The 24,643-nt window shown below is 42.0% G+C and carries 20 protein-coding genes, 4 tRNA genes and 1 pseudogene; 17 read left to right on the top strand and 8 right to left on the bottom strand.

Going from position 1 to position 24,643, the window contains the following annotated elements; all coding sequences use genetic code 11:
• The first annotated feature begins 69 nt into the window (after nt 1–69).
• On the top strand, nt 70–432 hold the full coding sequence (locus tag RMY32_RS09220; protein ID WP_409882590.1) for an NACHT C-terminal helical domain 2-containing protein: 363 nt from the start codon (nt 70–72) through the stop codon (nt 430–432).
• Nucleotides 433–510: 78 nt separating this feature from the next.
• A complete protein-coding gene (locus tag RMY32_RS09215) occupies nt 511–870 on the top strand; it encodes a four helix bundle protein (protein ID WP_322710563.1) in 360 nt (119 codons plus the stop codon).
• Between the two features lie 51 nt (nt 871–921).
• Here the strand turns inward: RMY32_RS09215 and RMY32_RS09210 are convergent.
• Together RMY32_RS09210 and RMY32_RS09205 are read right to left on the bottom strand one after the other, a co-directional pair.
• Nucleotides 922–1,006 (bottom strand) — tRNA-Ser (locus RMY32_RS09210).
• Nucleotides 1,007–1,137: 131 nt separating this feature from the next.
• Nucleotides 1,138–2,058 (bottom strand): TIGR04168 family protein, encoded by a 921-nt coding sequence (locus tag RMY32_RS09205; protein ID WP_322710561.1) that lies wholly within the window; start codon nt 2,056–2,058, stop codon nt 1,138–1,140.
• Nucleotides 2,059–2,207: 149 nt separating this feature from the next.
• On the opposite strand from RMY32_RS09205, the gene nadA reads away from it, so the two are divergent.
• The 3 genes from nadA to RMY32_RS09190 all read left to right on the top strand — a co-directional run bounded on the left by nadA (nt 2,208) and on the right by RMY32_RS09190 (nt 3,551).
• Nucleotides 2,208–3,182, top strand: a complete 975-nt coding sequence (nadA, locus tag RMY32_RS09200) for a quinolinate synthase NadA (protein ID WP_322710560.1) — start codon at nt 2,208–2,210, stop codon at nt 3,180–3,182.
• A 124-nt stretch (nt 3,183–3,306) separates the two neighbouring features.
• Nucleotides 3,307–3,392 (top strand) — tRNA-Tyr (locus tag RMY32_RS09195).
• Between the two features lie 87 nt (nt 3,393–3,479).
• Nucleotides 3,480–3,551: transfer RNA gene (locus RMY32_RS09190), tRNA-Thr, on the top strand.
• A 2-nt stretch (nt 3,552–3,553) separates the two neighbouring features.
• Here the strand turns inward: RMY32_RS09190 and RMY32_RS09185 are convergent.
• A pseudogene (locus tag RMY32_RS09185) lies at nt 3,554–4,237 on the bottom strand (group I intron-associated PD-(D/E)XK endonuclease).
• Between the two features lie 68 nt (nt 4,238–4,305).
• Nucleotides 4,306–4,378, bottom strand: a tRNA-Arg gene (locus RMY32_RS09180).
• A 358-nt stretch (nt 4,379–4,736) separates the two neighbouring features.
• On the opposite strand from RMY32_RS09180, the gene RMY32_RS09175 reads away from it, so the two are divergent.
• From RMY32_RS09175 to RMY32_RS09165, 3 genes are all read left to right on the top strand, one after another.
• Nucleotides 4,737–5,396, top strand: coding sequence for an Npun_F0813 family protein (locus tag RMY32_RS09175; protein WP_322710559.1), 660 nt, complete (start codon nt 4,737–4,739; stop codon nt 5,394–5,396).
• Nucleotides 5,397–5,536: 140 nt separating this feature from the next.
• Nucleotides 5,537–6,388 carry a hypothetical protein gene (locus tag RMY32_RS09170; RefSeq protein ID WP_322696350.1) on the top strand — a complete coding sequence of 284 codons (852 nt, stop codon included), beginning with the start codon at nt 5,537–5,539 and terminating at the stop codon, nt 6,386–6,388.
• Nucleotides 6,389–6,409: 21 nt separating this feature from the next.
• Entirely contained in the window at nt 6,410–7,417 is a 1,008-nt protein-coding gene (locus RMY32_RS09165; RefSeq protein WP_322687631.1) for a transposase, read from the top strand.
• Between the two features lie 62 nt (nt 7,418–7,479).
• Here the strand turns inward: RMY32_RS09165 and RMY32_RS09160 are convergent, their stop codons facing one another.
• Both RMY32_RS09160 and RMY32_RS09155 read right to left on the bottom strand, forming a co-directional pair.
• Nucleotides 7,480–8,421, bottom strand: a complete 942-nt coding sequence (locus RMY32_RS09160; protein WP_322710558.1) for an ADP-ribosylglycohydrolase family protein — start codon at nt 8,419–8,421, stop codon at nt 7,480–7,482.
• A gap of 87 nt (nt 8,422–8,508) precedes the next feature.
• Nucleotides 8,509–9,450: an ADP-ribosylglycohydrolase family protein gene (locus RMY32_RS09155; RefSeq protein ID WP_322710557.1), complete on the bottom strand. Its 942-nt coding sequence runs from the start codon at nt 9,448–9,450 to the stop codon at nt 8,509–8,511.
• Nucleotides 9,451–9,844: 394 nt separating this feature from the next.
• Between RMY32_RS09155 and RMY32_RS09150 the strand changes: the two genes are divergently transcribed.
• The 5 genes from RMY32_RS09150 (at nt 9,845) to RMY32_RS09130 (ending at nt 16,945) form a co-directional block, all read left to right on the top strand.
• Nucleotides 9,845–10,384, top strand: coding sequence for a hypothetical protein (locus tag RMY32_RS09150; RefSeq protein ID WP_322710556.1), 540 nt, complete (start codon nt 9,845–9,847; stop codon nt 10,382–10,384).
• Nucleotides 10,385–10,623: 239 nt separating this feature from the next.
• On the top strand, nt 10,624–12,540 hold the full coding sequence (sir, locus tag RMY32_RS09145) for a sulfite reductase, ferredoxin dependent (RefSeq protein WP_322710555.1): 1,917 nt from the start codon (nt 10,624–10,626) through the stop codon (nt 12,538–12,540).
• An 87-nt stretch (nt 12,541–12,627) separates the two neighbouring features.
• Nucleotides 12,628–13,398 (top strand): 16S rRNA (uracil(1498)-N(3))-methyltransferase, encoded by a 771-nt coding sequence (locus RMY32_RS09140; protein WP_322710554.1) that lies wholly within the window; start codon nt 12,628–12,630, stop codon nt 13,396–13,398.
• A 68-nt stretch (nt 13,399–13,466) separates the two neighbouring features.
• Entirely contained in the window at nt 13,467–14,531 is a 1,065-nt protein-coding gene (locus RMY32_RS09135) for a tetratricopeptide repeat protein (RefSeq protein ID WP_322710553.1), read from the top strand.
• 86 nt (nt 14,532–14,617) lie between these two features.
• Nucleotides 14,618–16,945 (top strand): VIT domain-containing protein, encoded by a 2,328-nt coding sequence (locus RMY32_RS09130; RefSeq protein WP_322710552.1) that lies wholly within the window; start codon nt 14,618–14,620, stop codon nt 16,943–16,945.
• A 34-nt stretch (nt 16,946–16,979) separates the two neighbouring features.
• Here RMY32_RS09130 and RMY32_RS09125 read toward each other — a convergent pair whose 3' ends face one another.
• The gene (locus RMY32_RS09125; protein ID WP_322696623.1) at nt 16,980–17,543 is read right to left on the bottom strand and encodes a hypothetical protein; all 564 of its coding nucleotides are present in this window, start codon (nt 17,541–17,543) and stop codon (nt 16,980–16,982) included.
• Between the two features lie 682 nt (nt 17,544–18,225).
• On the opposite strand from RMY32_RS09125, the gene RMY32_RS09120 reads away from it, so the two are divergent.
• The gene (locus tag RMY32_RS09120) at nt 18,226–18,861 is read left to right on the top strand and encodes a triacylglycerol lipase (protein ID WP_322710551.1); all 636 of its coding nucleotides are present in this window, start codon (nt 18,226–18,228) and stop codon (nt 18,859–18,861) included.
• A 55-nt stretch (nt 18,862–18,916) separates the two neighbouring features.
• Here the strand turns inward: RMY32_RS09120 and RMY32_RS09115 are convergent, their stop codons facing one another.
• Nucleotides 18,917–19,348: a VOC family protein gene (locus RMY32_RS09115; RefSeq protein ID WP_322696621.1), complete on the bottom strand. Its 432-nt coding sequence runs from the start codon at nt 19,346–19,348 to the stop codon at nt 18,917–18,919.
• Nucleotides 19,349–19,751: 403 nt separating this feature from the next.
• Here RMY32_RS09115 and RMY32_RS09110 point away from each other — a divergent pair, with 403 nt between their 5' ends.
• The 3 genes from RMY32_RS09110 (at nt 19,752) to RMY32_RS09100 (ending at nt 24,369) form a co-directional block, all read left to right on the top strand.
• Complete coding sequence (locus RMY32_RS09110; RefSeq protein ID WP_322710550.1) at nt 19,752–20,549, top strand: TIGR00297 family protein; 798 nt, start codon at nt 19,752–19,754, stop codon at nt 20,547–20,549.
• A 386-nt stretch (nt 20,550–20,935) separates the two neighbouring features.
• On the top strand, nt 20,936–21,718 hold the full coding sequence (locus RMY32_RS09105) for a peptidylprolyl isomerase (protein WP_322710549.1): 783 nt from the start codon (nt 20,936–20,938) through the stop codon (nt 21,716–21,718).
• Nucleotides 21,667–24,369 (top strand): type I secretion system permease/ATPase, encoded by a 2,703-nt coding sequence (locus tag RMY32_RS09100; protein WP_322710548.1) that lies wholly within the window; start codon nt 21,667–21,669, stop codon nt 24,367–24,369. The genes RMY32_RS09105 and RMY32_RS09100 overlap by 52 nt, the downstream gene beginning before the upstream one ends.
• Nucleotides 24,370–24,643: the final 274 nt, after the last annotated feature.

Genomic DNA, 24,643 nt, shown 5'->3' with positions numbered 1-24,643 from the left:
TAATGTGAAGTTACACATATCTAGATCCCCCTAAATCCCCCTTTTTAAGGGGGACTTTGATATGTTTTTCTGGTTCCTCCCTTTATAAGGGGGGCTAGGGGGGATCGAATTCTATGCAGCTTTATAAAAAATTGGTATAAGCTAACAAAAATATTAAAAAACCTTTATAATCAATTGCCTGCTTTAGATGAAGATGAAAGATTATGGAAATCTAATAACCAAACTTGGGTAAAAAGACTTAGAAAGGCGATGATTGAATATCGCAATATTGGGCATGATTGGCAGTTTACCAAACCACAAAAGCAATTATTAGAAGAGTATTACAATGCTAATGAGTTACTAATAGATTGTCTAAATAGCGAATGTTATGTTAGTCGAGAAGTTAGGCAAGAAATTGAGGATACATTGCTATTACCAATTAAAAGTTTATAATAGCTTCATTCCATAAAAAATAAATATAAAAATATAAATTAATTAAATTTATTTTTCTAGAAAATTGTTTGCTTGTAAATAAATCAAACACTATTATATTTATATCGCACTTTTACTTTTTCAGTTCGCATAGTCAAATTGTGCCAGTTTTTAGATGACAAACCAGGAGTAGCACGAACCCTTGCTCAACAGTTATTAAGGTCAGGAACATCGATTGGAGCTAATGTAAAAGAAGCACAAGCTGCTCAAAGCAAAGCTGATTTTATCAGCAAGCTCATGATTGCACTAAAAGAATCCCGTGAAACCCGGTATTGGTTAAGATTGCTTATTGCTTCCGAAATAGTACCTCAAGAAAAAATTAGTCAACTCCAATCCGAAGCCGAAGAACTAACCAAAATTCTTGGTGCTATCATTATCTCCACCAAAAGCACCACCTAACCTCATCCTCCTCAATTTTTAATTTTTAATTTTCAATTTTTAATTCCTCAACGGAGAGGGGGAGATTCGAACTCCCGGAGGTTTTAGCCTCATCCGATTTCAAGTCGGACGCAATCGACCACTCTGCCACCTCTCCAATAAATCTGTCAAACTTATGCATACCCTACTTTTAGACGCTATTCAGGCGCTTTTGTTGGTTAGCACTAAACTTGACAGATCATACTATACCTTATTCTCTACGCAGATTGCACTACTGGATGCGAATGTCTACGACACAATACGCGATCGCTCGTACAAAATTTCCCCCTTAGCCACCTGAAAGTCATTCCCCACCCAAACTAGGGAAACTTGCGAAACCACACCTGCTTCTAGGGTGACAATGGAAAAATTACGCAACTTCTCGCCATCATTTTCCACAATCCTGGGGACACTAGCCGCATTTAAGTAAATTGTCCCCTCTGGACTTCTAAAGATGGGTTTGCGTTGCACCTTCTTGGTATGGCGTAAATCTCGGTGCATATGACCAAATGTCACCAGAGGAATGGTTTTACCAGCAGTCAAAGCTTGAGAAATCGCCTCGCCCAAATCTGGATCGCCAAAATCGCCGCCAATTGGGTGCCAGTCTTTGCCACAGGGGTCTTCGGGGCGATCGCCTAACCCACTAGGCCCGTTGTGACCCAAAAATATAATTGTCTCGTAAGCGGCGCTTTTAACTGCTTTCACGATGCGATCGGCGGATTCTTCCAAACTCGTCACACCGTAACGTTCTTTACAGATTTCTGCGAATTTCCACTCTGGGCCACCCCAGGTAAAGGGACGACCCCCCACTACAGTTAAATTCCAAGCGGGAAAATCCAACTTCCCGTAACCAACATGGGATGAGCCTAATAAATCGAGTTGTTCCTGTACCCAGTCTTCCTTAGAGCGGTCATAAGGAGCCTTTTTGCGTCCCCATTCGGTGGCGGTGTACCAGGCATCGTGGTTGCCCATTACGGCTGCTTTGGGAATATCGACAGAGGCGATCGCTCTGACCACTTCCACCGATTCATTGCCAAAATCCCCAACAAACAGCACTAAGTCAACACCCAAATGCTTGAGTGCAACGCCATCTTCCACTTCCCATTGGTCGTGAATATCTCCAACTACAGCAATTTTGAGGTTTATCGATTGAGTTTTTTGACTGGTCATGCCACTTTCCTTGCCGTCTATCTCCAGGATATGAAACTCAGCCCGATTTGGACACAACCCCAAAATATCAACCGTCCACTATTTTTGGTAAAAACTACTATAATTGAATCCACAGGACATACATTTGCAACATAAAGCACCCCTAAACTGTGTTTACCACTGCACTAGCTCAACGAGAAAACACCCAACTGGGTGAACTACCACTAGATTTGTTTGCCGCGATTCAAAGTCTCAAAAAAGAACTCAACGCCGTTATCCTGGCGCATTATTATCAAGAGCCAGATATTCAGGATATTGCAGACTTTATTGGGGATTCATTACAACTGGCAAGAGCCGCCGAAAAAACTAATGCGGATGTAATTGTCTTTGCTGGCGTTCACTTCATGGCAGAAACAGCAAAGATACTTAATCCCGATAAATTAGTACTTTTACCAGATTTGAATGCTGGTTGTTCTTTAGCAGACAGTTGTCCAGCAGACGAGTTTGCAGCTTTTAAAGCAGCGCATCCGAATCATTTGGTGGTGTCTTACATCAACTGTTCTGCTGATATCAAGGCGATGAGCGATATTATTTGTACTAGTTCCAACGCTGTGAAAATTGTCCAGCAGATACCCAAAGAACAGCCAATTATTTTTGCCCCCGATCGCAATTTGGGGCGCTATGTCATGGAACAGACCAGACGAGATTTGGTGCTATGGCAAGGTAGCTGTGTTGTCCATGAAACCTTCTCGGAAAAGAAAATTGTTCAGTTAAAAATTGCCCATCCCGAAGCAGAGGCGATCGCACATCCAGAATGTGAAAGTAGTGTATTGCGCCACGCCAGCTTTATTGGCTCCACAGCCGCTTTACTCAAGTATTGTCAAAGCAGCCCCACGAAAGAATTTATCGTTGCGACAGAGCCGGGAATCATTCACCAAATGCAAAAATTAGCTCCTGACAAGCATTTTATTCCTGCACCGCCGATGAATAACTGTGCTTGTAACGAATGTCCGTTTATGCGGTTAAACACCTTAGAAAAGCTCTACTGGGCGATGAAAAATCGCACTCCCGAAATTACCATGTCAGAGGATATTCGCCTTGCTGCACTGCGACCAATGCAACGAATGCTGGAGATGAGCGTGTAACCAGTATTTTTTATCTAGATGGTAGAGACGCAGTTTTGTTGCGATCTCTACCCGCAAGTTATTTTTTCCAATCACTTGCAATTTCTAAAACATAGTGCTAGGATTTTAAATCGTGAGACAAATCGGGTCGGTGTCCGAGTGGTTAATGGAGACGGACTGTAAATCCGTTGGCTAGCGCCTACGCTGGTTCAAATCCAGCCCGGCCCACCACTTACGAAGTTATAAGTTATAATGACTGGGTTAAGAGCAAAGCTCCCAGCATTGTAACTTATAACTGAAAAATCAAAGTTATACATTGCCCGTGTGGCTCAGTGGTAGAGCACACCCTTGGTAAGGGTGAGGTCACGAGTTCAATCCTCGTCACGGGCTTTTTAAATTGATACGTCATGGATTGTTAACTGTCCTTGTACTTTTCCATAAGCTTTCTTTACCCAATACCCTCTAGGTGCCTTTTCTATCCCATAAGCCTTACACCATTTTTCTACAGCCTTATCAGATACGCCAAAATCTTTCCCAATTTGCGCTGTTGGCTTTTCCCAAACTAGTTTTTCTAGTTCTTCTTTAGATGGCCTTTCTACTTTTCTAGTATGAATCCTAGAGTCTGGGTTAACCTTTCTAGGTGTTAAGTCAACGCCAAACTCCTTGTAGGTTCGCTTAGACGCTGCTTCAGTTAAATCTATAAAATCTTCCCACCAGTAAAACGGTGTAGCTGAATTAGGTATCTGAGTAGTTATGTAGCAACCATTAAAGTTAATTGATGGATAAACAACTTTATCTATATCAGGCAGATAAACAGCATAAAAGTCAAAGTCATTTACTTTATACTTCTTCTGATGAGTACCATTTTTATCTACCCAAATAGTTTTATTGACTACTCTATTATCTCCCGCATATTTAGCTTGTATTTTGTAAAATTTATCGTCTTTGTAGGCAACAAAATCAAAAGATAAATGCTCACAAACTACTGGTGTGAGGACTTAATACCCTTTAAGGGTTAAATCAGCGATCGCTTTCGTAGCAGCAATATCGCCTTTGTTCTTGGTATGATGCAGCAATAACGAACCTCAAACTCGGAAATCATCATATCACTTCACGGTGCTTGAAGGTTCATATTGAGTAAAAACGAGCGCGGCAGGGTTCGAACCTGCGGCCGATTGCTTAGAAGGCAATTGCTCTATCCACTGAGCTACGCGCCCAAAACAAAATAATGGCTCCCAAAAGAGTCATCTCAACTATTATATCGTTTCAACGTAACAAGAAGCAATCGAAAATTGCAGATTTACCACTAGCAAGGCTAAGATGCTAGTCGCTAGTTAGTGCAATCTACACTGAAAACGAAACAGATGGGGTATTGGTTTAGATATATTGTGTTGTCAAGGGGTTATTTGCCCGTTAGCGCTAACGTCCTCTGGGCGGCTACCTTCGGGAAGAATCTGGCGATCGCGAGGCTCATTCCTACAGTATGCTAGGTAATTTCAGCCTTGGCGATGCTGCCAAATGCCATTATATATTCCATATTAAGAGTGCCCCTGTGAGGAGTTATTTGCTAGTGCCATGTTTATTCTCAAACGGCAGGATGTTGAAATATCAAGCATTCAGCACCCAAAAAAGGATCAGCAGGTGCCGATTCTTAGTTATCAAGGGCAGGCTTTTCGCTTGATTAGCGTATTCAAAGCTAGTCAAGAAGAAGAAGCTAGAGCCTTATGGAGAGAATTAACGGATAACCGAGGTAAAGCCTGTGTTTTGCTGGAGGAACCGGAACGCTTTAGTGTTTGGGGTAAAATCCGTTTAGAGCAACTAGATAGTGACACAGGTAATCATGGCAAAACGGCGATTTTAATCCAAGCCGGTATTTTGCTGTTGCAGGGTGTTTCTATCGACATTGAAGAGTTTTTAGGTGCTAGACAAGCTGCATTATTTGAAAAAGATATTGCGGAGGTGTTCAAGCAAAAACAATTTCCCCAAGCATCATCCCTAGAAGCAGTGAAATATCTGGTATCTACTAATCCTTTGCCAACAGCCAAAATACCTGATTGGCAAGAAAATCATGTAGTTATCCTGTTACAAGAACTGCATCGATTAGGAAAGACCTATTTTGGCAATGCTAATTTTACCAAACAAGTAATTTATAAGCTAGAAGATATGCCAGAAGTCGAGCGATCGCTGTTTATCACTTGGCTAAATCAATCGCCACTGGGTAAACTATGGCAGTAGCAGGGAAATTTTTTCACAAAATTCCTGCCACTGGCACTTGCTTTTGGTGTCCGATTGTGTATTACCTGATAAACACACTGCTAGATATACAGTCCTTTAACTCAAAATACTGCCAGAGTGCATCTACATAGTCAAGTCCTATGAGTAACTCTTACGAGAATTCGTTCCTTTCTAAATCAATTTTCACTACTCAGAACATTGTCTTAGCTAATATTGGCTGGGCCGTACTGGCACTGCTATACTTTTTGTTATTTAGTGCCAAAGTTCCTGGAGCCGATGGCATAGAAAGCCGAGCCGAGTGGTATGTGATTGGCACAAATATTTTTGAAGCTTTAGCTTATTTGGGTGCCAGTATCTTATGCTTGAAGAACTGGCTGAGTCCGCAAATCGTCAGTGGCCGGAATGTTTGGCTCTTAATTGGGCTAGGTATGCTTTCTTATTTCGTTGGAGGGATAATTTTCGGCTATACCGAAATAGTTTTAAAAGATGAACCGGATGTGTCTGTGGGCGATATATTTTTTGTACTGACTTATCTATTACTTGGCGCAGGCATGATTTTAGCTGTGGCTTCCAGGCGAATCAATCTGGAAAAATGGCAGTGGTTAATTGTATTAGCAATTGCAGTGTTCGGTAGTTTGTTGGCATGGTGGATTTCTATGCAACAAGAAACACCCTCAGAACTGCTAGTCGCTATTTTGAATTGGTTTTACGTAGTTAGCGATGTAGTTTTGTTAATTATTGCTACCACTCTGCTACTAGCCTTTTGGGGGGGAAGAGTTTCCCAGTCTTGGCGAATGATTGCAGCGGCGGCCTTTTCGCTCTACATTGCAGATATGTGGTTTAAATATGCCCAAGGCCCCAATTATCAAAGTGGAGAAATATTAGAAGTGTTTTGGGTGTTTAGTGGAGTGTTATTTGGTATGGGCGCTGCCTTAGAATATGACGCATCACTAAGACGAACGCGGCGTACCAGCGGACGTAAACGAGCTTAGTAAGGATTTTTGGTATCTACCGTGAGAAAACTAACAGACTCTGACAAGCAAGAAATTCTGAAGTTATATCGAGAGACTGCTGAAACAACCTCAACTTTGGCAGACCGCTATGGTGTGAGTAATTCGACAATTAGTCGCCTGCTCAAAAGCACTTTGCCAGAAGATGAGTATGAATACTTAGTCTCCTTAAAGCGGGCTGCGAGAACTCCTGAAGGAAGGGCACAGGTAAGCTACGAGCAGTTACCACTGCTGAGTCAACCAGAACCAGAGCCGGAGATAGAAGTTCCACCCAGCGAAAGCCAACCCTTGGAAGTGCCAAAGGTTGAGCCACTACCACGTAAGATAATTCGTGTAGAGCAGGAAGTGTATTCAGAGGAAACGGCGGAGTCAATTGCTGCTAGTAGAAGAGTGCGGCGACGCCCCTCGGCTGCGGAGAAACCGAAACTCCGAGTCACAGCAGATAAATTAGAAACTCCAGAGCCAAAGCCGCCGGAAATAGTCAGCATCCCCATCCCACCGCTAAAGAATGAACATCCAGGAGCGGCTGTTATCGCGCACATGCTGGGCGAAGATTTGCTCGACGAATCCGAAGATTTGGATGATTTAGATGATGATGATTTAGAGGATGACGACTTTGAGGAAGAAGACTTTGATGATGATGACCTGGATGAGCAAAGACCTTTAGTTACAAGAAGAAGACCAGGTGAAGCATCAGTTGAAGTTTTACCACTGTCGATAGCCAATTTGCCCAAAACTTGCTATTTGGTAATTGACCGTTCCTCAGAATTAATTACGCGACCTCTGAAGGACTTTGGTGATTTGGGACAAATTCCCAGCCTGGAAACCCAACAAAGAACTCTGCCGGTGTTTGATAACCATCGTGTCGCCAAGCGTTTTTCTACTAAACGCGATCGCGTGATTAAAGTTCCTGATAGTAAAATGCTCCATAAGGCTCGGACTCATCTGCAAGCTAAGGGCATCACACGACTGCTGATTGATGGTCAGGTCTATTCTTTGTCTACGGTTTAGGAGTTAGAAGTCAGGAGTTAAGAGTTTCATAATTCTTAACTCTTAACTTTTAACTCCTAACTCTAAGCGTAAACAGCCCTTGCAAAACGCTCTGCTAAATAAATAATGTCCTGTTTGCGAGCAATTTGGTTCATCCATTGTTTGGGAATATTTTCCACCCCGTAGTAAATTCCCGCTAATCCACCGGTGACAGCCGCAGTAGTATCGGTATCTCCGCCTAAATTGACAGCTTTCAGTACTGCCTCAGAATAAGACGAGCTATTTAATAAACACCACAGGGATGATTCCAAGGTGTCAATTACATAGCCACCAGAATTAATCTCTTCTACTGGTATCTTGGCAATTTCACCACTCAAAACTCTGCCAAAATGCGGCTTCTCTAATAAAAATTCTCGCACAGAATAAATTGTTTGGATATCTTGCAGTCCTTGTAAATAAGCTGTTTGGGGGTCAGCCCCTTCTAAGAGCGCCACTGCAATACTAATATAAATGCCACAGGCCATTTGAGAACGGAGATGAGCATGGGTAATGGAAGAAACTTGATGTACTCGTACAATCAATTCATCCATAGTTAGACTTTTGTGACAATAAGCCATCGGCAAGATTCTCATTAGAGAACCATTGCCATTACTATTTTCACTACTACCACCTGCTTTTAGGGGTGGAGTTCCTTGTTTCCAGTTGACAATTGCTAAAAACGTGGTGTTACCGATATCAAATACTTCACCTTGAGCAGTCCAGTAACTTTCGTGATACCAGCGCCAGAAGGAATTAGCAATCGCATCCAGTGAAAATCCCTCACAAAGACATTCTGCCAAGCAAAAGGTCAGCGAACTGTCATCTGACCATGTACCAGCAGGAACATCCCAAGTTCCATAACCCAGCATCGATATGACTGGAGATTTTACTCTTTCAGCGCGGCTGGTGAATTCTACTGGCACACCCAATGCATCACCAACACATAAACCCATCAAACCAGACAACGTTTTTGCAGAGATTAGCATTGTTCAACCAGCATGAAACTTTTCTACAACTGATTTTACTTGCGAAAAGCCGATTATCAAACGCTTGGTATAATTTTTAACTCCAAACTAGCTGTAAACAGCCCTTGCAAAACGCTCTGCTAAGTAAATAATGTCTTGTCTACGAGCAATTTGGTTCATCCATTGTTTGGGAATATTTTCCACCCCGTAGTAAATTCCCGCTAATCCACCAGTGACAGCGGCGGTAGTATCGGTATCTCCGCCTAAGTTGACAGCTTTCAGTACAGCCTCAGAATAAGACGAGCTATTTAACAAACACCACAGGGATGATTCTAAAGTATCAATCACATAGCCACCAGAATTAATCTCTTCCACTGGTATCTTGGCAATCTCACCACTGAAAATTCTGCCAAAATGCGGCTTCTCTAATAAAAATTCTCGGACAGAATAAATTGTTTGGATATCTTGCAGTCCTTGTAAATAAGCTGTTTGCAGGTCAGCCCCTTCTAAGAGTGCCACTGCAATACTAATATAAATGCCACAGGCCATTTGCGATCGCGCATGAGCATGGGTAATCGCCGAAACATCATGCACTCGCGCCAGCAATTCGCCTAAAGTTAAACTTCTGTGACAATAAGCCATCGGCAAGATTCTCATTAAAGAACCATTGCCATTACTATTTTCAACCTTACCGCCCGCTTGATGGGGGACAACTCCCTGTTTCAGGCGCATAATTGCTGTATGAGTAGTTTGACCAATATCAAAGACATCGCCACGGGGAGTCCAGTAAGCCTCCTTGTACCACCGCCAGAAGGAATTAGCTATAGCATCCAACGAATACCCCCTACAAAGGCATTCTGCCAAGCAAAAGCTTAAGGAACTGTCATCTGACCAAGTTCCTGGTGGTTGATTCCATGTGCCATAACCCAACATCGTTGTCACTGGAGATTTTACTCGTTCAGCACGGCTAGTAAACTCCACTGGTACACCCAACGCATCACCGACACATAAACCCATCAAACCAGACAACGTTTTTGCAGCGGTTAGCATTATTCAATCTCCACGAAAATTGCTCAAAATTAACTTTATAGATTCCCTCTATAGCTTGTTGCAACAGATGTTACAGCCTACTTTTTCATCATCTGTGAAAAGCTCGGCAAAAATTATTAATCGGGTATTTTATTTACCATACCCAGACTTAATTTTAGTTCCAAATATTGTGACACTTTTAAAAGCGTCTGTTGTGGGAACAAACAGCCAGAATGAAAAGACATTGAGATGTAATTATAACAGCTTATTTATCAATTGAAGGGATAGTTATTCTGTAAGCGTTATACATTAACAACAACAACTTTGATTAAAAAGTTGAGAATCATTTGGAACATTATCACTTTATTTTCGACCTGGAATATACAAGTAAAAAATACAAAATTTGGTAAAAATTATGAAACGCTTACTCAAGTCTTTCGTGACAATTTCTGCATTGTCTTCCTTAATAGTTGCTCCTTTTGTTCTATCAGCTGGTCAAGCTTCTGCTGAAACTAAAAAGGGTACTGATGCTAGCTATGTTGGTGCTGGTGTTGCAGCTGGCGTTACCAGTGGCGGACAAGGTATCAACGATGATGCCACATTTGGTGGTAATGTTACAGGTCGCGTGAAATTAGGAACTACGCCATTTTCTGCACGCGGTAATGTTCTCTGGAGTGATAAGACAAGTGCCATTATCCCAGAACTTTCTGTGGATGTGCCCATCGCTAATAGAACTAATGCTTATTTAACTGGTGGTTATTCTTTTGTAGAGAAAGATGGCTCACCAACTCCTATAGGTAACAAAGATTCAGTAGTGGTAGGTGCTGGTGTTGAATCGGAAGTTGCTAACAATTTCCTCGTCTACACTAATGCCAAAGTAGGAATTGGTGCTTACCAAAATAGCGATACTCCTGCTGTTAGCATCAATGGTGGTTTAGGCTATCGGTTCAAATAAAAAATTATTGAGTCCTCAGTCACTCTATACTTTACTTAAGTACTCAGGACTCAGCACACAAAACTCACTACTTCAAAAAGCTGGTTTTGTTAAGTGTTACATCACTGACAAAGCCGGCTTTTGCCGTGGTAAAATTAAATTATTCCTCATTATTCCGGCCGGATTACCGGGGATCAAATAGCCGAAGGGTGCTGATTCGGCGTCTACTAATGCTTTATTGAGAATACTATACAAGTCTAATGGTTAAATCTGCTCCTTCCCCCATCGCAACCCGTAAGCCTTCCAAAGTAGAAGGAATCAAGGAAAATAGTAATTTTTTGCGTGAACCTGTAGCAACTGAAATCCTTCAAGACACTACCCATTTTACCGAAAATGCGGTGCAGCTTTTGAAGTATCACGGTTCTTACCAGCAGGATAACCGCGACAACCGCACCAAGGGACAGGAAAAAGATTACCAGTTTATGCTGCGGACAAAAAATCCAGGTGGTTTAGTACCGCCGCAGCTATATCTGGCTTTAGATAAAATAGCTGATGAGTATGGCAACCACACGTTACGAGCAACTACCCGTCAAGGTTTCCAACTGCACGGAATTTTAAAGAAAAATCTTAAGTCAGCGATCGCCACCATTGTCAAGAACCTGGGTTCGACTTTGGGAGCTTGTGGCGACATTAACCGAAATGTGATGGCACCACCAGCCCCCTTTAAGAATCGCCCAGAGTATCAGTATGCTTGGGAGTATGCCCAGAATATTGCTGACTTGCTGACAGCGCAAACAGGTGCTTATTACGAAATTTGGTTAGATGGGGAAAAGGCAATTAGTGCTGAAGAAGCCCCAGAGGTAAAGGCAGCCCGACAGCGCAATGGGAATGGCACAATTATCCATGACAACGAAGAACCGATTTATGGCACGTACTATATGCCCCGCAAGTTCAAAATTTGCGTGACGGTGCCAGGGGATAATTCGATTGATTTGTATTCCCAAGATTTGACGTTGGTAGTGATTACCAATAAGAAGAAGCAATTAGAAGGATTTAATATTTTTGCTGGTGGTGGTTTAGGTAGAACCCACGGTAAAGAAGAAACTTTCGCTAGGTTAGCAGACCCCATCGGTTATGTGGCGAAAGATGATGTTTACGACATTGTGAAAGCGATTGTTGCGACCCAAAGAGATTATGGCGATCGCACCGACCGTCGTCATGCCAGATTAAAATATTTAATCAACGATTGGGGTCTAGATAAATTCCGTGCCAAAGTTGAAGAATATTTCGGTAAATCAATTGAAGCCTTCAAACCACTGCCAGAGTTTAAATATTACGACTTCCTCGGCTGGAATGAACAAGGTGATGGCAAACTATTCTTAGGAATTTCCATTGACAATGGTCGAATCAAGGATGAAGGTTCGTTTCAACTGAAAACCGCCTTGCGGGAAATTGTTGAACAGTTTAACTTACACATCCGCCTGAGTGCCAACCATAACCTGATTTTTTACGATATTGAGCCAGATAGCAAGCAAGCTATTCAAGACATTCTCAGCCGTCACGGTGTCGTAGACGACCCCAGTAAAATCGAACCTTTAGTGCGGTATGCAATGGCTTGTCCGGCTTTGCCCACTTGCGGCTTGGCAATCACAGAATCAGAACGGGCAATACCGGGTATTTTGGAAAGAGTTCGCGCCCTTTTGGATAAAGTTGGTTTACAAAAAGAACATTTTGTGGTAAGAATGACAGGATGCCCCAATGGTTGCGCTCGTCCCTACTTAGCAGAATTGGGCTTTGTCGGTAGCGCCCCAGAATCTTACCAATTATGGTTAGGGGGTTCGGCAAATCAAACTCGACTGGCGCAACCTTACATAGAAAAGCTGCACCATAATGACTTGGAAACCTTCTTAGAGCCGATTTTTGTCTACTTTAAGAAATCTCGCAAATCGAAAGAAAAGTTTGGTGATTTTTGCGATCGCGTTGGTTTTGATGCCATCCGCGAATTTGCTGCTAGCTACGAACCGCAAACAGCTAATGGTGCAAACAAATCGCGCCATCGGGTCAATTTGAAAGAAGAGGTTTATGGCAAGTTGAAAGAAGTAGCAGAAAGCCAAGGTAAGCCGATGACTCAATTAGTTACTGAAGCGCTAGAGGTTTACTTCCAGAATCTTTCGTAAGCCGAATAAATAATTAAACCATGATGGACACAGATGGATTTATCTGTGTCCATCTTTGATTTGATATTCTTGAAATTCCAAAATCCCATGTCTCAACTGCAAAGAATTGCGATCGCACCCTCCCAACTCCAACAAGGGCAAATTTTGCTCACCAAAGAACAGCAACATTATTTGGGGCGCGTGTTGCGCTTGCGTGAAGGCGATCGCTTTATTGCAATGGATGGTAAGGGAAAATGGTGGTTAGCGCAGCTAGCAGGGGAACAAGCACAGGTTTTAGAAGCGCTTTTGGTAGAAACAGAATTACCTGTATCGATTACGCTGATGGTGGCGTTGCCCAAAGGCAATGGATTTGATGAAGTAGTGCGATGTTGTACAGAGTTGGGAGTAACTTGTATTGCACCAGTATTGAGCGATCGCACTTTACTTCATCCTAGTCCTCAAAAGCTCGAACGTTGGCGGCGCATCGCAGCCGAAGCCGCCGAACAATCAGAGCGCTCATTCGTGCCGACAATTTTAGAGCCTGTTGCTTTTAATACGGGTTTGTCATTAGTCATTAGTCATTTGTCATTGGCGAATAGGCAACAATATATTTGTGTCGCGCGTGGTGAGTTTCCCCATTTAAAAGATTGCTTACACCACAAAGGACAAATGACAAATGACATAGGACAAATGACAAATGACACAGGACAAGAAACAATTGTCATTGCTACTGGCCCAGAGGGAGGATGGACAACAGAAGAAATTGAGAATGCGAAGTCAGTTGGATTTCAACCTGTTTCCCTTGGTCGCCGCATCCTGAGAGCAGTTACAGCCCCAGTAGTAGCATTATCCTTGATTACCGCAATTTGTGAAGTATAAATGATTTATAGCTCACGCAAAATTACTTTTGCGCGAGACATCACTCCAACGTGTATTTAAAGTAAGTGATGATTGAGCAAGTTGCGATCGCCTTTGAGCATAAAGACTATAAAACAGCAGCTAAATTACTCAAACAGCTGCAAAAAGAATCACCCGAAAATCCTTGGGTACAATATTATCTCGGTCGGCTCCATGAAGTGTCTCAAAAGCGCCAAGATGCAGAACAAATTTATCGGCAATTGCTGCGAGATACAAGGAACGCCAAAATAGTAACGCTCGCACGCCAAGGTTTGCGACGGCTACAAGAAATGGAGCTAGAAGAAAGACAAAGAGCTATTTCCCAAGCAAAATCTGAACCAAATAACACCGAACTTGGCGTATTAGTCTTAGAGCCACTCAGCACCGAGATGAAAACAGAAGCATCTCGAAAATTTGCTCAGATTATGCAGCTAGATCCCTACACTGCACGGCTGATACTCCCAAGTCGTGGCTGGAGATTGTACCGCACTGGCCAAGTAGGAGAACTAAAATTTTATGGCAAACAGCTACAGCAGGCTGGTATTCCTTGCTTTTGGGCAACAATAGCGCAAATTCAGCAAATTCAAGTTTATCAAGTCAAACATTTCCAAGCATCTACCCCACAAGCTACTGTTGTTTGCCGAAACGAAGTCAATCAACTTGGTTCTCTCACCTTTGACTGGTCAGAAGTCACAGCAAGAGTAGTAGGACTTTTGCCCATTTTTGAACAAGTTGTAGATGTTGATGCCCGCCGTAAACTGGAATGGAAAACCCAAACACAAGACTATGCTCAGTTTTGTGATTTACACATCCCTGGTAGGCGTTCCATTCTCCGACTTTATGATAACGGCTATGAATTTCAGCAAGGTTTAGAAATCATTCCTCAAGCTAGCCAAAATACAATCAGAATTAATTGGAATAATTTATCAAGTTGGATTGACCAGCAACTACCTCAAGTCAAAATATGGTCAGATTTCACGTCTTTTGCAGATACAACATTAGATCAAACAGAAATGTTGAGTCATATCAAGTCTCACATCGATCTGTTTCGTCGAGAACAGACTAATTGGGATTCAGCTTTTCATTTGTATAGTGGACTGGTGTTTGTTAAATAATTCGTAATTCGTAATTCGTAATTCGTAATTAAGTTACTTATTGCCTACTTTAAAAAGTAAGTTCACAAATCAAATAGGGGTGTTCTATGAATATAGTAAGTGCTAAAAACCAATATCTAGGGGGTTTGTATGTTCAATCGCCTCAAGGAGAGCAACTAGTTTTTCCATTCAAACATACAGAAGTTATAGCAAAAATTGCAGGTAACTTGTCACGAGTTGATGTCATCCAAAGCTTTGAGAATCCCTTTACGCAGCCTTTAGAAGCAGTCTATATCTTTCCGTTACCTGATGAGGCGGCGGTGGATGACATGGAAATCAAAATAGGCGATCGCATCATCAAAGGTAATATTAAAAAACGTGAAGAAGCACAACAAATTTATGAAAAAGCCAAACAAGAAGGACGCACCGCCGGACTTTTAGAACAGGAACGAGACAACATTTTTACCCAATCTCTAGCTAACATCAAACCTGGCGAACAAATTGATGTCACAATTCGTTATACCGAAAGTTTAAAATTTGAGGCGGGAAACTACGAATTTGTTTTCCCGATGGTGGTGGGGCCAAGATATATTCCGGGAACGCCGATAGATGGTAGCGGTGATACAGACCAAGTTCCTGATGCTTCCCGCATTACACCGCCTGTAGTCCCAGAAGGAATGCGTAGGCGTAGCCCGTCGCAGACATCGCGTCACAATATTAATGTCACAGTAGAAATTGATGCGGGTTTACCAATTTCTGAAGTACGTTCTCCTTCCCATCAATTAAAAATTGAACACTCAGGCCAAATTGTGCGGATTCAATTAGCCGGAGAAGATACAATTCCCAACAAAGATTTAATTCTCCGCTATCAAGTTTCTGGTCAAGAAACTCAATCTACAGTACTAACCCAAGCCGACGATCGCGGCGGACATTTTGCCATATATCTGATTCCAGCTTTAGAATATTCTACTGATGAGATTGTTCCCAAAGATGTCGTATTTTTGGTGGATACTTCCGGTTCCCAATCTGGCGATCCGTTGCAAAAGTGTCAAGAATTGATGCGGCGATTTATCAATGGGTTAAATCCCAACGATACTTTCACAATTATCGATTTTTCCAATAGAGTTAGACAGTTATCGCCAACACCTCTGTCGAATACACCAGAAAATCGTGCCAAAGCGATCGCTTATATTAATAATTTACAAGCTGATGGCAGCACAGAAATGCTCAGTGGCATTCATACAGCTATCAATTTCCCCACACCAGCCGGAAGATTACGCAGCGTCGTACTTCTAACAGATGGCTATATCGGTAACGAAAATGAGATTTTAGCAGAAGTACAACAGCATCTCCAACCAGCAAATCGCCTTTATAGTTTTGGTGTTGGTAGTTCAGTTAACCGTTTTTTACTAAATCGCATCGCCGAAATTGGCCGGGGAATATCCCAAATCATTCGTCATGATGAACCCACAGAAGAAGTAGCCGAAAAGTTCTACAAACAAATTAACAATCCTGTACTCACGAATATTCAAATCTTTTGGCAAGGTGACACAGAATCGCCTGTGATTTACCCAAAGGTAGCGCCTGATTTATTTTGCGAACAACCATTAGTTTTATTTGGTCGCAAACAAGATAGAGTTACTGGTAATCTGCAAATCTCCGGCATTGCTGCGGGCGGTAAGCACTACGAAAAAACGTTTAACCTGATATTTGAGGAAACAGGAAATCTTGCTGTGGCGCAGTTGTGGGGACGCGCTCGGATCAAAGATTTGATGAATCAAATGGTGAGTTTTGAAACTAAAGCTAGTGTAGAAGCAGTTACAGAAACAGCCTTAACTTATCAACTGCTTTCTCAATACACCGCTTTTGTAGCTGTCAGCGATGACGTGCGGGTTGAACCAGGAAGCGAATACTTGTCTATGCAAGTGCCAGTGGAAATGCCGGAAGCAGTTAGTTACGAAGGAGTGTTTGGCAATGCCCCAGCTGGTGGTTTTGCGGGTCAAATGGAATTCTTAACCTTATCAGCACCAGATCCAGATTTTCTTCGGCAAAAGCGATCGCCACAATCTCCAGCAGCCAAAGAAGTCGAGATATCTTTGAGCTTTGATTTCGAGGAGATGGAACAAGATGAAATCTTAGACGCAGCCATCAACCATCAGTTAGAGGTCATCAGCATCACTGGCTTGGATAATACAGAAATTGCTAATCTAACCCGACACCTTCAGCAACTAAACTTTCCTTCAGGCTTCAGTGGTGAAATCGTCTTTGAGTTCACCGTCAACAAAGGTCGGGTAGAACGGGTAGTTTTGGATGAGGAAACCTCTACCCTAAAAGATCCAGTTGTAGTGGAGACAATTAAGCGATCGCTCTTACTTTGGAGAGTTTCCTCATCTACAACTGGCAAAGTTATCTTAACCTTGCATCTTCACACTTAATCTAGAGAGACCGTAAATTTACGGTCTCCATGAATTATTTAGGTGTTTTAATCTGACGTGCCATGTCTAGATAAGCAGTCATATTCGCTCCTGGACGACGACGACCATTAGAGCTAGTAGCCGAAGGAGCCAGATATTTTGGTGCAAAGGTTGTTTCAGTTGGCTGCTCTTTGAGTACTTTGGCTGCTGCGGCTTTTTCCTTGTTGCCCGGTTCAACTTTAAGACCCTCAGCAGTCTGGACTAGTTGAACATCGGCTGGTTTGGGATTTTTAGCTGATTTTTCCTTAGTCTTAGCCTTAGTAGCAGCGGTTTTTGTTCCGTTCAATGAATCTGGCTTGGATGGAGTTGGTGTGTCTGATGTAATCGTCTCTGCTACTTTCTTCGCATTTGATGCAACTGTCGATGTAACTGTCTCTGCTACTTTCTTTGCGCTCGATGCTACCTCTTTAGCAGCATCTTTGGCAGCATCTTTGGCTTCATCCAATTCTAAGAAGTAGCCGTTGCTTTTCTTCTTCCCCGGTAATAATCCGGTAAAGAAACCCAGAATACCCCCAAGGAAACCCTGAATACCCGAAATTAACTTTTTGATAAAATCCATTACAATTACTCCTGCCTTTTACCTTTTATATTTGCAACTAGACCGTAATTGTTAAAAATTACGACAAAATGTTACATTATCTACTTGTCGTCACACCGCTCTGGTGACAACCCTTATAGATTTGTGCTTAATTAACATTGTAGTAAAACCACAGGGCAAATGTTCTATTGCAAGCATTTGCAACCTGCACACACCGAGAACTAATTATTAAATTTTACTGTAGCTAAGAGCAAGATTCTGAAAGCAAGCTTTACAATAATTAACATTTCTTTGTTTGATAAATACCCAATTGAAGTTAAATAAGCAGTTTGCTCCACCCAGTCAAAGGAGTGTCATAGCCTATTGGCAAACGAATGGATTAATTTGTAAAACTTTATACAAGTTTTCTTTGAAAGCATTTTAGTTTTGTTTGCAACAATAACTTTTTAGGACTTATGCAAACCCTACGAACTCTTGGCATTCTTCTTTTCGAGACGCTTCTCTTTCAGAGACACTAAAGCGAACGCGTTGGCGGAAGCCTCTCGTAGAGAAGGCGTCTTGGCAGTTTGATATATTAAGCTTTTTGGCTATTTTTGCGTAAGTCCAGCTTTTAAAGAATCCGAAAAACAATAGCTTCAGTTTGTAGAGGAGTATGTGTCTACAAAAGTGAAATACACCCCTGAATCTTAGTTAGATTTTGTAAATGAACATTGAAAATCAACAACGCAATCCCGTTTTGTTAATACACGGCATTGACGACACAGAAGCAGTTTTCTATAAAATGGCGGCTCAATTAAGACTACAGGGCTGGTCTGTATATTCCCTGAATCTCTTACCTAATAATGGTGATGTGGGTCTTGATGAATTGGCAAAACAAGTAGCAGATTATGTTACAGCGACCTTTGCACCAGAACAACGCTTAGATTTAGTAGGCTTCAGTATGGGAGGAATTGTCAGCCGTTACTATGTTCAGCGATTAGGAGGAATTAACCGCGTGCAGCAATTTATTACCATCTCTTCGCCCCATTATGGAACTGTGGTTGCTTATGGTTCTAGGCGTCCTGGTTGCCTACAAATGCGCCCCGACAGCATTTTTCTCAAAGATTTAAATTCTGATGCTGTAATGTTGGGACAGCTAGATTTTACGTCTATCTGGACACCTTATGATTTAATGATTGTCCCAGCAAATAGTTCACAAATGCCCGTAGGGAGCCAAGTAATAGTACCAGTTACTCTACACCCTTGGATGCTGACAGATCCCAGGAGTTTAAGAGTAGTCACAGCAGCTTTAGCAAAGCCTATTCAGTTACCCTTGCTGAATAAAAAATCTAGTCAGTAGCTAGAATGCTTGCTACGTTTGATTTATTCATCTTTAATTAAGAATTACAAATTTCTTAAATCCTATCCCCAATTTGCGTATGTTCGTAACTCCCAAAAATCGCCTCTGGATGACGATAATACTTGAACTCCATGAGATTATAAAAGGGATCTTCTAAAAAGAAAGTGCGATGCTCAAGAGGAGAACCGACAAAACGATTTTTGGTTTCTTCACGAAAAAGTAGCTGTTGTTGTTGTGCCCTTTGTAGTAAGTCTTGCCAGTCACGTTCTTGGGTAAAAATTAGCCCAAAATGTCTGGGATAGATAGTTTGTTGCGGTGCCAAAGGTTCTTTTGTGACATGAGCCACTAATTGATGACCGTAGAGATTGAGTATCAGAGCATGGTGGTTTTCACGACCAGGAATGCAGCCCAAACCATCTACATAATATGCTTTTGTTTGGGCAATGTCAGTTACAGGGAAAGCTAGATGGAATAAAGTTTGGCTCATAACTTATGTGAGAAAGACTAGTAATTTCTGCCATCTATAATTTATGCTATTAAGTTTTGATTGTGGTTAATTTGAACACAGTTTTTATTGATATTAACTTATATTCTTTATCCTTATTACTAATATTGGCGACTGAGTAATACTTCAGCTACTATACTCTGCGGCTACGGAGAAGAGTCTACCTAACTCAAAAGAAGTTTTGCATTTTGTTTAATCATTGCAGTGTATATCTAATGACATCATTGATGGTTTGACACTCAGCTTTCAGAGCTATGCCTACGCAAGTTAGTTAATAATACAAACATATTACTTTACCTAGAGAGGCTGCAAAAATAAAGTACTAAGCATCACAAATTCGTTATTCTGTTGATATTCAGACAAAATTACTCATGATTAATTGCTGATGTCATCCTCAATAGATTCTGTAAATCCCTGGTTAGTAGCAGTAGTATTAAACACAATTTTATTGGGTTTAGCTTGGATTGCTCCTAAAAAGCTACTTACCCCTGCTGGATTATTCCACGCCTGGTTTTTGGCCATCTTAATTTGGGTAACATTAGGCTGGCAAGGATATGCAGTAGTAATGTTCTATTTTTTGGTTGGTTCTGGCGTTACCCGCATCGGGATGGCGCAGAAGGAAGTAGAAGGAATTGCTGAAAAGCGTTCTGGGGCAAGAGGCCCAGAAAATGTCTGGGGTTCGGCTTTGACTGGGGCGCTGTGTGCTTTGGGAGTAGGAATAATAAATTCGGGATTACTTATACCTAGTTCCCAATCCCTAATCCCCAATCTCCAGTCCCTATTATTACTAGCCTATGTAGCGAGTTTCAGTACGAAGCTGGCTGATACCACTGCTAGTGAAGTTGGTAAAGCTTATGGTAAAAGCACCTTTTTGATTACCACACTCCAACCAGTACCTCGCGGCACAGAAGGAGCGGTAAGCTTGGAGGGAACTTTAGCTGGGATTGTGGCTTCTGTAGCGATCGCACTTGTGGGTTGGGGAGTTGGCTTAATCGATTTATTGGGAGTCGCTTGGTGTGTGCTGGCAGCATTTATTGCCACCAACCTAGAAAGTGTAATTGGCGCAACACTGCAATCTAAGTATACCTGGCTGACCAATGAAGTAGTAAATATTTTTAATACATTAATCGGTGCGATCGCATCTGTGTTACTTGCTTGGACATGGATAACTTTCATTAACTAGACTGGGGAGAATAAACAATTACCATTACTCGTTTAAGTGGGGCATTGAGCAAAACAATTCCGTTAATTGATAGCGGGGCATTTAGCCCGTTATCAGTTCCAGATTCCCCACTCAGCACTCTTGAAGAGCATTGGTAGAAAATAACTAATTTGCCTTACTACTGCGCCACCACTAATATTTTCAATCCTGATTTTGTCCCCACTAGACTGTAAAAGTGATTGTGGCAAATTATTTTATTTACTAGTTATATAATTTTTTGACCATTTAGATGTAATTATTTCATGGAATCTTTATCATTTTTATCCATTAATGACTAGATGATTTCTATATGATTTAATTTAAATAAAAGTCCTATAAGTGTTTAACAATTTTCACATAATTAGTTCATGGAATCTTTATCATTTTTGACAATTAATGACCAAACAATTTCTATAGAGCAAGCAGTAAAGTACCTGCAAGCTTCTGGGAAATTGGGACAGTTCATTGGGGATATTCTCCGGCAGTACGTAATTGAGGAAGAAATCCGAACACGAGATGATATTGAAATTGGTACCGCAATAACCGAACAGGCAATTATTGACTTTAGGCTGAAAAATCAACTTACCGATCCCCAAAACTTTCAAGAATGGTTAAAGACAAATAATACAGATTACGCTACTTTTCACACATCAGTTGCTTTTGGTTACAAGTTAGAAAAGCTGAAAGCTGTAGTGACACAAACAAAACTCCCAGAATATTTTATTGAGCGCAAAATTTTCTTGGATCGGGTGGTACTTTCCCGGATTGTTGTTGATAATCGAGAATTAGCAGACGAACTCCAAACCCAAATTGAAGAAGGAGGTAGTTTTGAGCAACTAGCTAAAGAGTATTCCCTTTCAGATGACCGAATTGTGAATGGCATGATGGGAATCGTCAGCCGAGGTAGTATGCCGGATATATTACGGGCAGCTATTGATGTGGCCAGTCCTGGACAATTGATCGGACCCATAGAAATCGTTGGCAAAGACTCTCCCCAAGGAGAAGGGCCTTATGGTTTGTTTCGAGTAGAACAATTTCTACCAGCGTCTTTAGAAGATACTCAACTACAGCAAGCACTACAAAATGAGTTGTTTGAAAAATGGCTAGCAGAGAAAATTCAAAAACTGACAGTCAAGTTACAAGTGAGTTAAAAATTCTGGATAATGAATCTTTACGATTAAAAGTGCTAGCTTCTTTGCCTTGGAATCAGCCACCGCTATCCTGGCTGACTCCCGAACAACAATCCCGATTGGAAAATGAGTGCCAAACCCGCCAGTATCGTCTTGGAGAAAAAATCTGGTCAAACGATGTTCGCGGTTATCAATTCTTAATTGTGGCTGGGAAAGTCCGCTTGCGAGAAGAGGGCGTTGGTAAACCAATAGCCGCCCTAGATGCAGGGGATTGGTTTGGCGACTTCCAAAAGCTGTCTGCGGATTTTAAAGCTGTAGCTGCTAGTAAAGAAGTGATAGTAGTTTATTGGGATACTGCGCTGTGGGCAGAATTTTCTCATCCACAAATTCAGGAATTTTGGCAAGCGTTACCAGTAGAGATGGAGGGACAAAGGGAAACATTTTCCTTTTCTAGCACTCCTTCAGTAATTTCAGCCTCAGACGGGACTTCCAGCCCCCACAGCCTCCAACCCCAAAAAGGACTCCCAGCCGCTAATTTAATCACTGCAATTTATCCGTTTGTTGCCAGTTGGAATACAGGTGCTGCGTGTTTAACAATGGTAGCGCAACAGTTAGAAAATTCTGTGCAACTGGAATGGGTGCAGCGTCAACTCAGAGGACAAGGCCCAAAACAGGTTGTGGAAGCAGCAGAAAAGTTAGGGTTAGTGTTGCGGCGCTTACAAGTGAGTTGGAGTGAGTTGCGACAGTTGTCATTTCCAGCTTTATTGCTATGGAATTCTGACTCACCCCAGAGTCCATCCTGGGTGGTGGCTTATGGAGTTAAAGGCGATCGCTTAATTATCGCTAATCCTCTAAATCCCGAACGGACTTGTGAAAGCTTGCCACAGTCCATAGTTGAAGCATCTTGGGATGGACGATTGTGGCAAGTAGAACTCATATCTCAGCAAGAAAAATTTAACCTCAGTTGGTTTACCCCAGCAGTTTGGAAGTATAAGGGATTGCTCACAGAAGTATTGTTAGCATCTTTTACCTTACAGCTTTTGGGGTTAACAACACCGCTAATTACCCAAGTCGTCATTGATAAAGTGATGGTACAGGGGAGTTTGCCAACTCTCGATGTGATGGCGCTGGCACTTTTATGCGTAGCCATATTTGAATCCGTACTGGGTATTCTACGCTTATTTATCTTTACCCATACAGCTCGCCGTCTGGATTTGAGTTTATCAGCACAGCTATTTCGCCATCTGATGCGTCTGCCATTAGCTTATTTTGAGTCGCGCCGCGTCGGAGACACAGTAGCAAGAGTCCAGGAACTCGAACAAATTCGTCAGTTTCTCACAGGTACAGCATTAACTGTAATTCTAGATAGCATCTTTGCTGTGGTCTACCTGGCATTGATGTTTTACTATAATATCCCACTTACCTTTGTCGCCTTAGCAGTACTGCCGTTGTTTGCCACATTGACAATAGTTGCAACACCAATTCTGCGTAACTGGCTCAACGAAACTTTTAACCGGAGTGCCGATAGTCAATCATTTCTAGTGGAGACAGTGACGGGGATTCACTCCGTTAAAGCCCATGCAGCTGAACCAGTAGCCCGCGATCGCTGGGAAGGCTTATTTGCCCGCTTCATTCGCACAGGCTTTAAAGCTTCTACTACCTCCAATATCAGCAGCAACATTGGTGATTTTCTCACCAATTTGTCCACCATGCTGATTCTCTGGTTTGGAGCCAGGTTAGTCATCGAACAAAAGCTCACAATTGGACAGCTTGTTGCATTTCAAATGTTGTCTGGTAGAGTCACAGGCCCGCTTTTGCGCTTAGTACAGTTGTGGCAAAACCTTCAACAAGTGCTACTTTCTGTAGATCGCATTGGTGATATTCTCAACGTCTCCCCCGAAGCTGAACTGGGAACTGGCTTAGTTTTGCCACCCCTGAAAGGACAAATCACCTTCGAGCAAGTATTTTTCCGCTACCGCCCGAACTTTGACGCAATTCTGCGGGGAATCTCTTTCAGTGCCGAACCAGGGCAGTTTGTTGGCATTGTCGGACGTAGCGGTTCTGGGAAAAGTACCCTGTCTAAGCTATTGCAACGCCTCTATCAAATTGAATCAGGACGCATCCTGATTGATGGTTTTGATATAAAAAGTGCTGATTTAGCCTCACTGCGGCAACAAATTAGTGTAGTTCTCCAAGAAGACTTTTTATTTAACGGTTCTATTTTGGAAAATATCACTCTCGGTAGTCCTGACATTACCGCAGAGCAAGTTGTAGAGGCAGCAAGATTAGCTGTGGCACATGACTTTATTAGTCAATTACCATACGGTTACGAAACCAATGTTGGCGAACGCGGTACAGCTTTATCTGGTGGACAGAGACAACGCATTGCTTTAGCAAGGCTATTTCTTTCCCAAGCGCCGATTTTAGTTTTGGATGAAGCTACTAGCGCCTTGGATAGTGAAACAGAACAACAAGTGCTGCAAAACCTGCAAAAAATTTCCGCCAACCGTACCGTATTTCTGATTGCTCACCGCTTTGCACCGCTTAAACGTGCCGACTTGATTTTGGTATTGGAGCAAGGCGTGATTGCCGAACGTGGTACTCACTCACAATTGTTGCAACAAAAGGGTTTGTATTGGTCACTATATCAACGGCAGCAAGCAAACATTTAGTAGATTTAACTAACTCAAAGCTTGTGGCTACATAAAAAATAAACCTTTGCAAAGCGGCTTCAGCATAGCTTTTGGCGAATGGAACATAATTCCGTTCGCCATTTTAATTTTGCTGATTTCAATACTGCCCTTAATTGAACGTGAGTTCGACGAGTGCTATTACTTATGTAAGTTGTATCTGGCACAAAGAAGGTTTTTTCGCTAGATGCAGCCGGACGCTATTGATTTGGCACGATTTTTGCATAAGGGTATTGTGACCCCTCCATAGCTGACA

Source organism: Nostoc sp. ChiSLP03a (assembly GCF_034531215.2).
Classification (GTDB): Bacteria; Cyanobacteriota; Cyanobacteriia; order Cyanobacteriales; family Nostocaceae; genus Nostoc.
The sequence above is the reverse complement of the archived record's forward strand: the minus strand, read 5'-3'. Positions and strand labels throughout refer to the sequence as shown.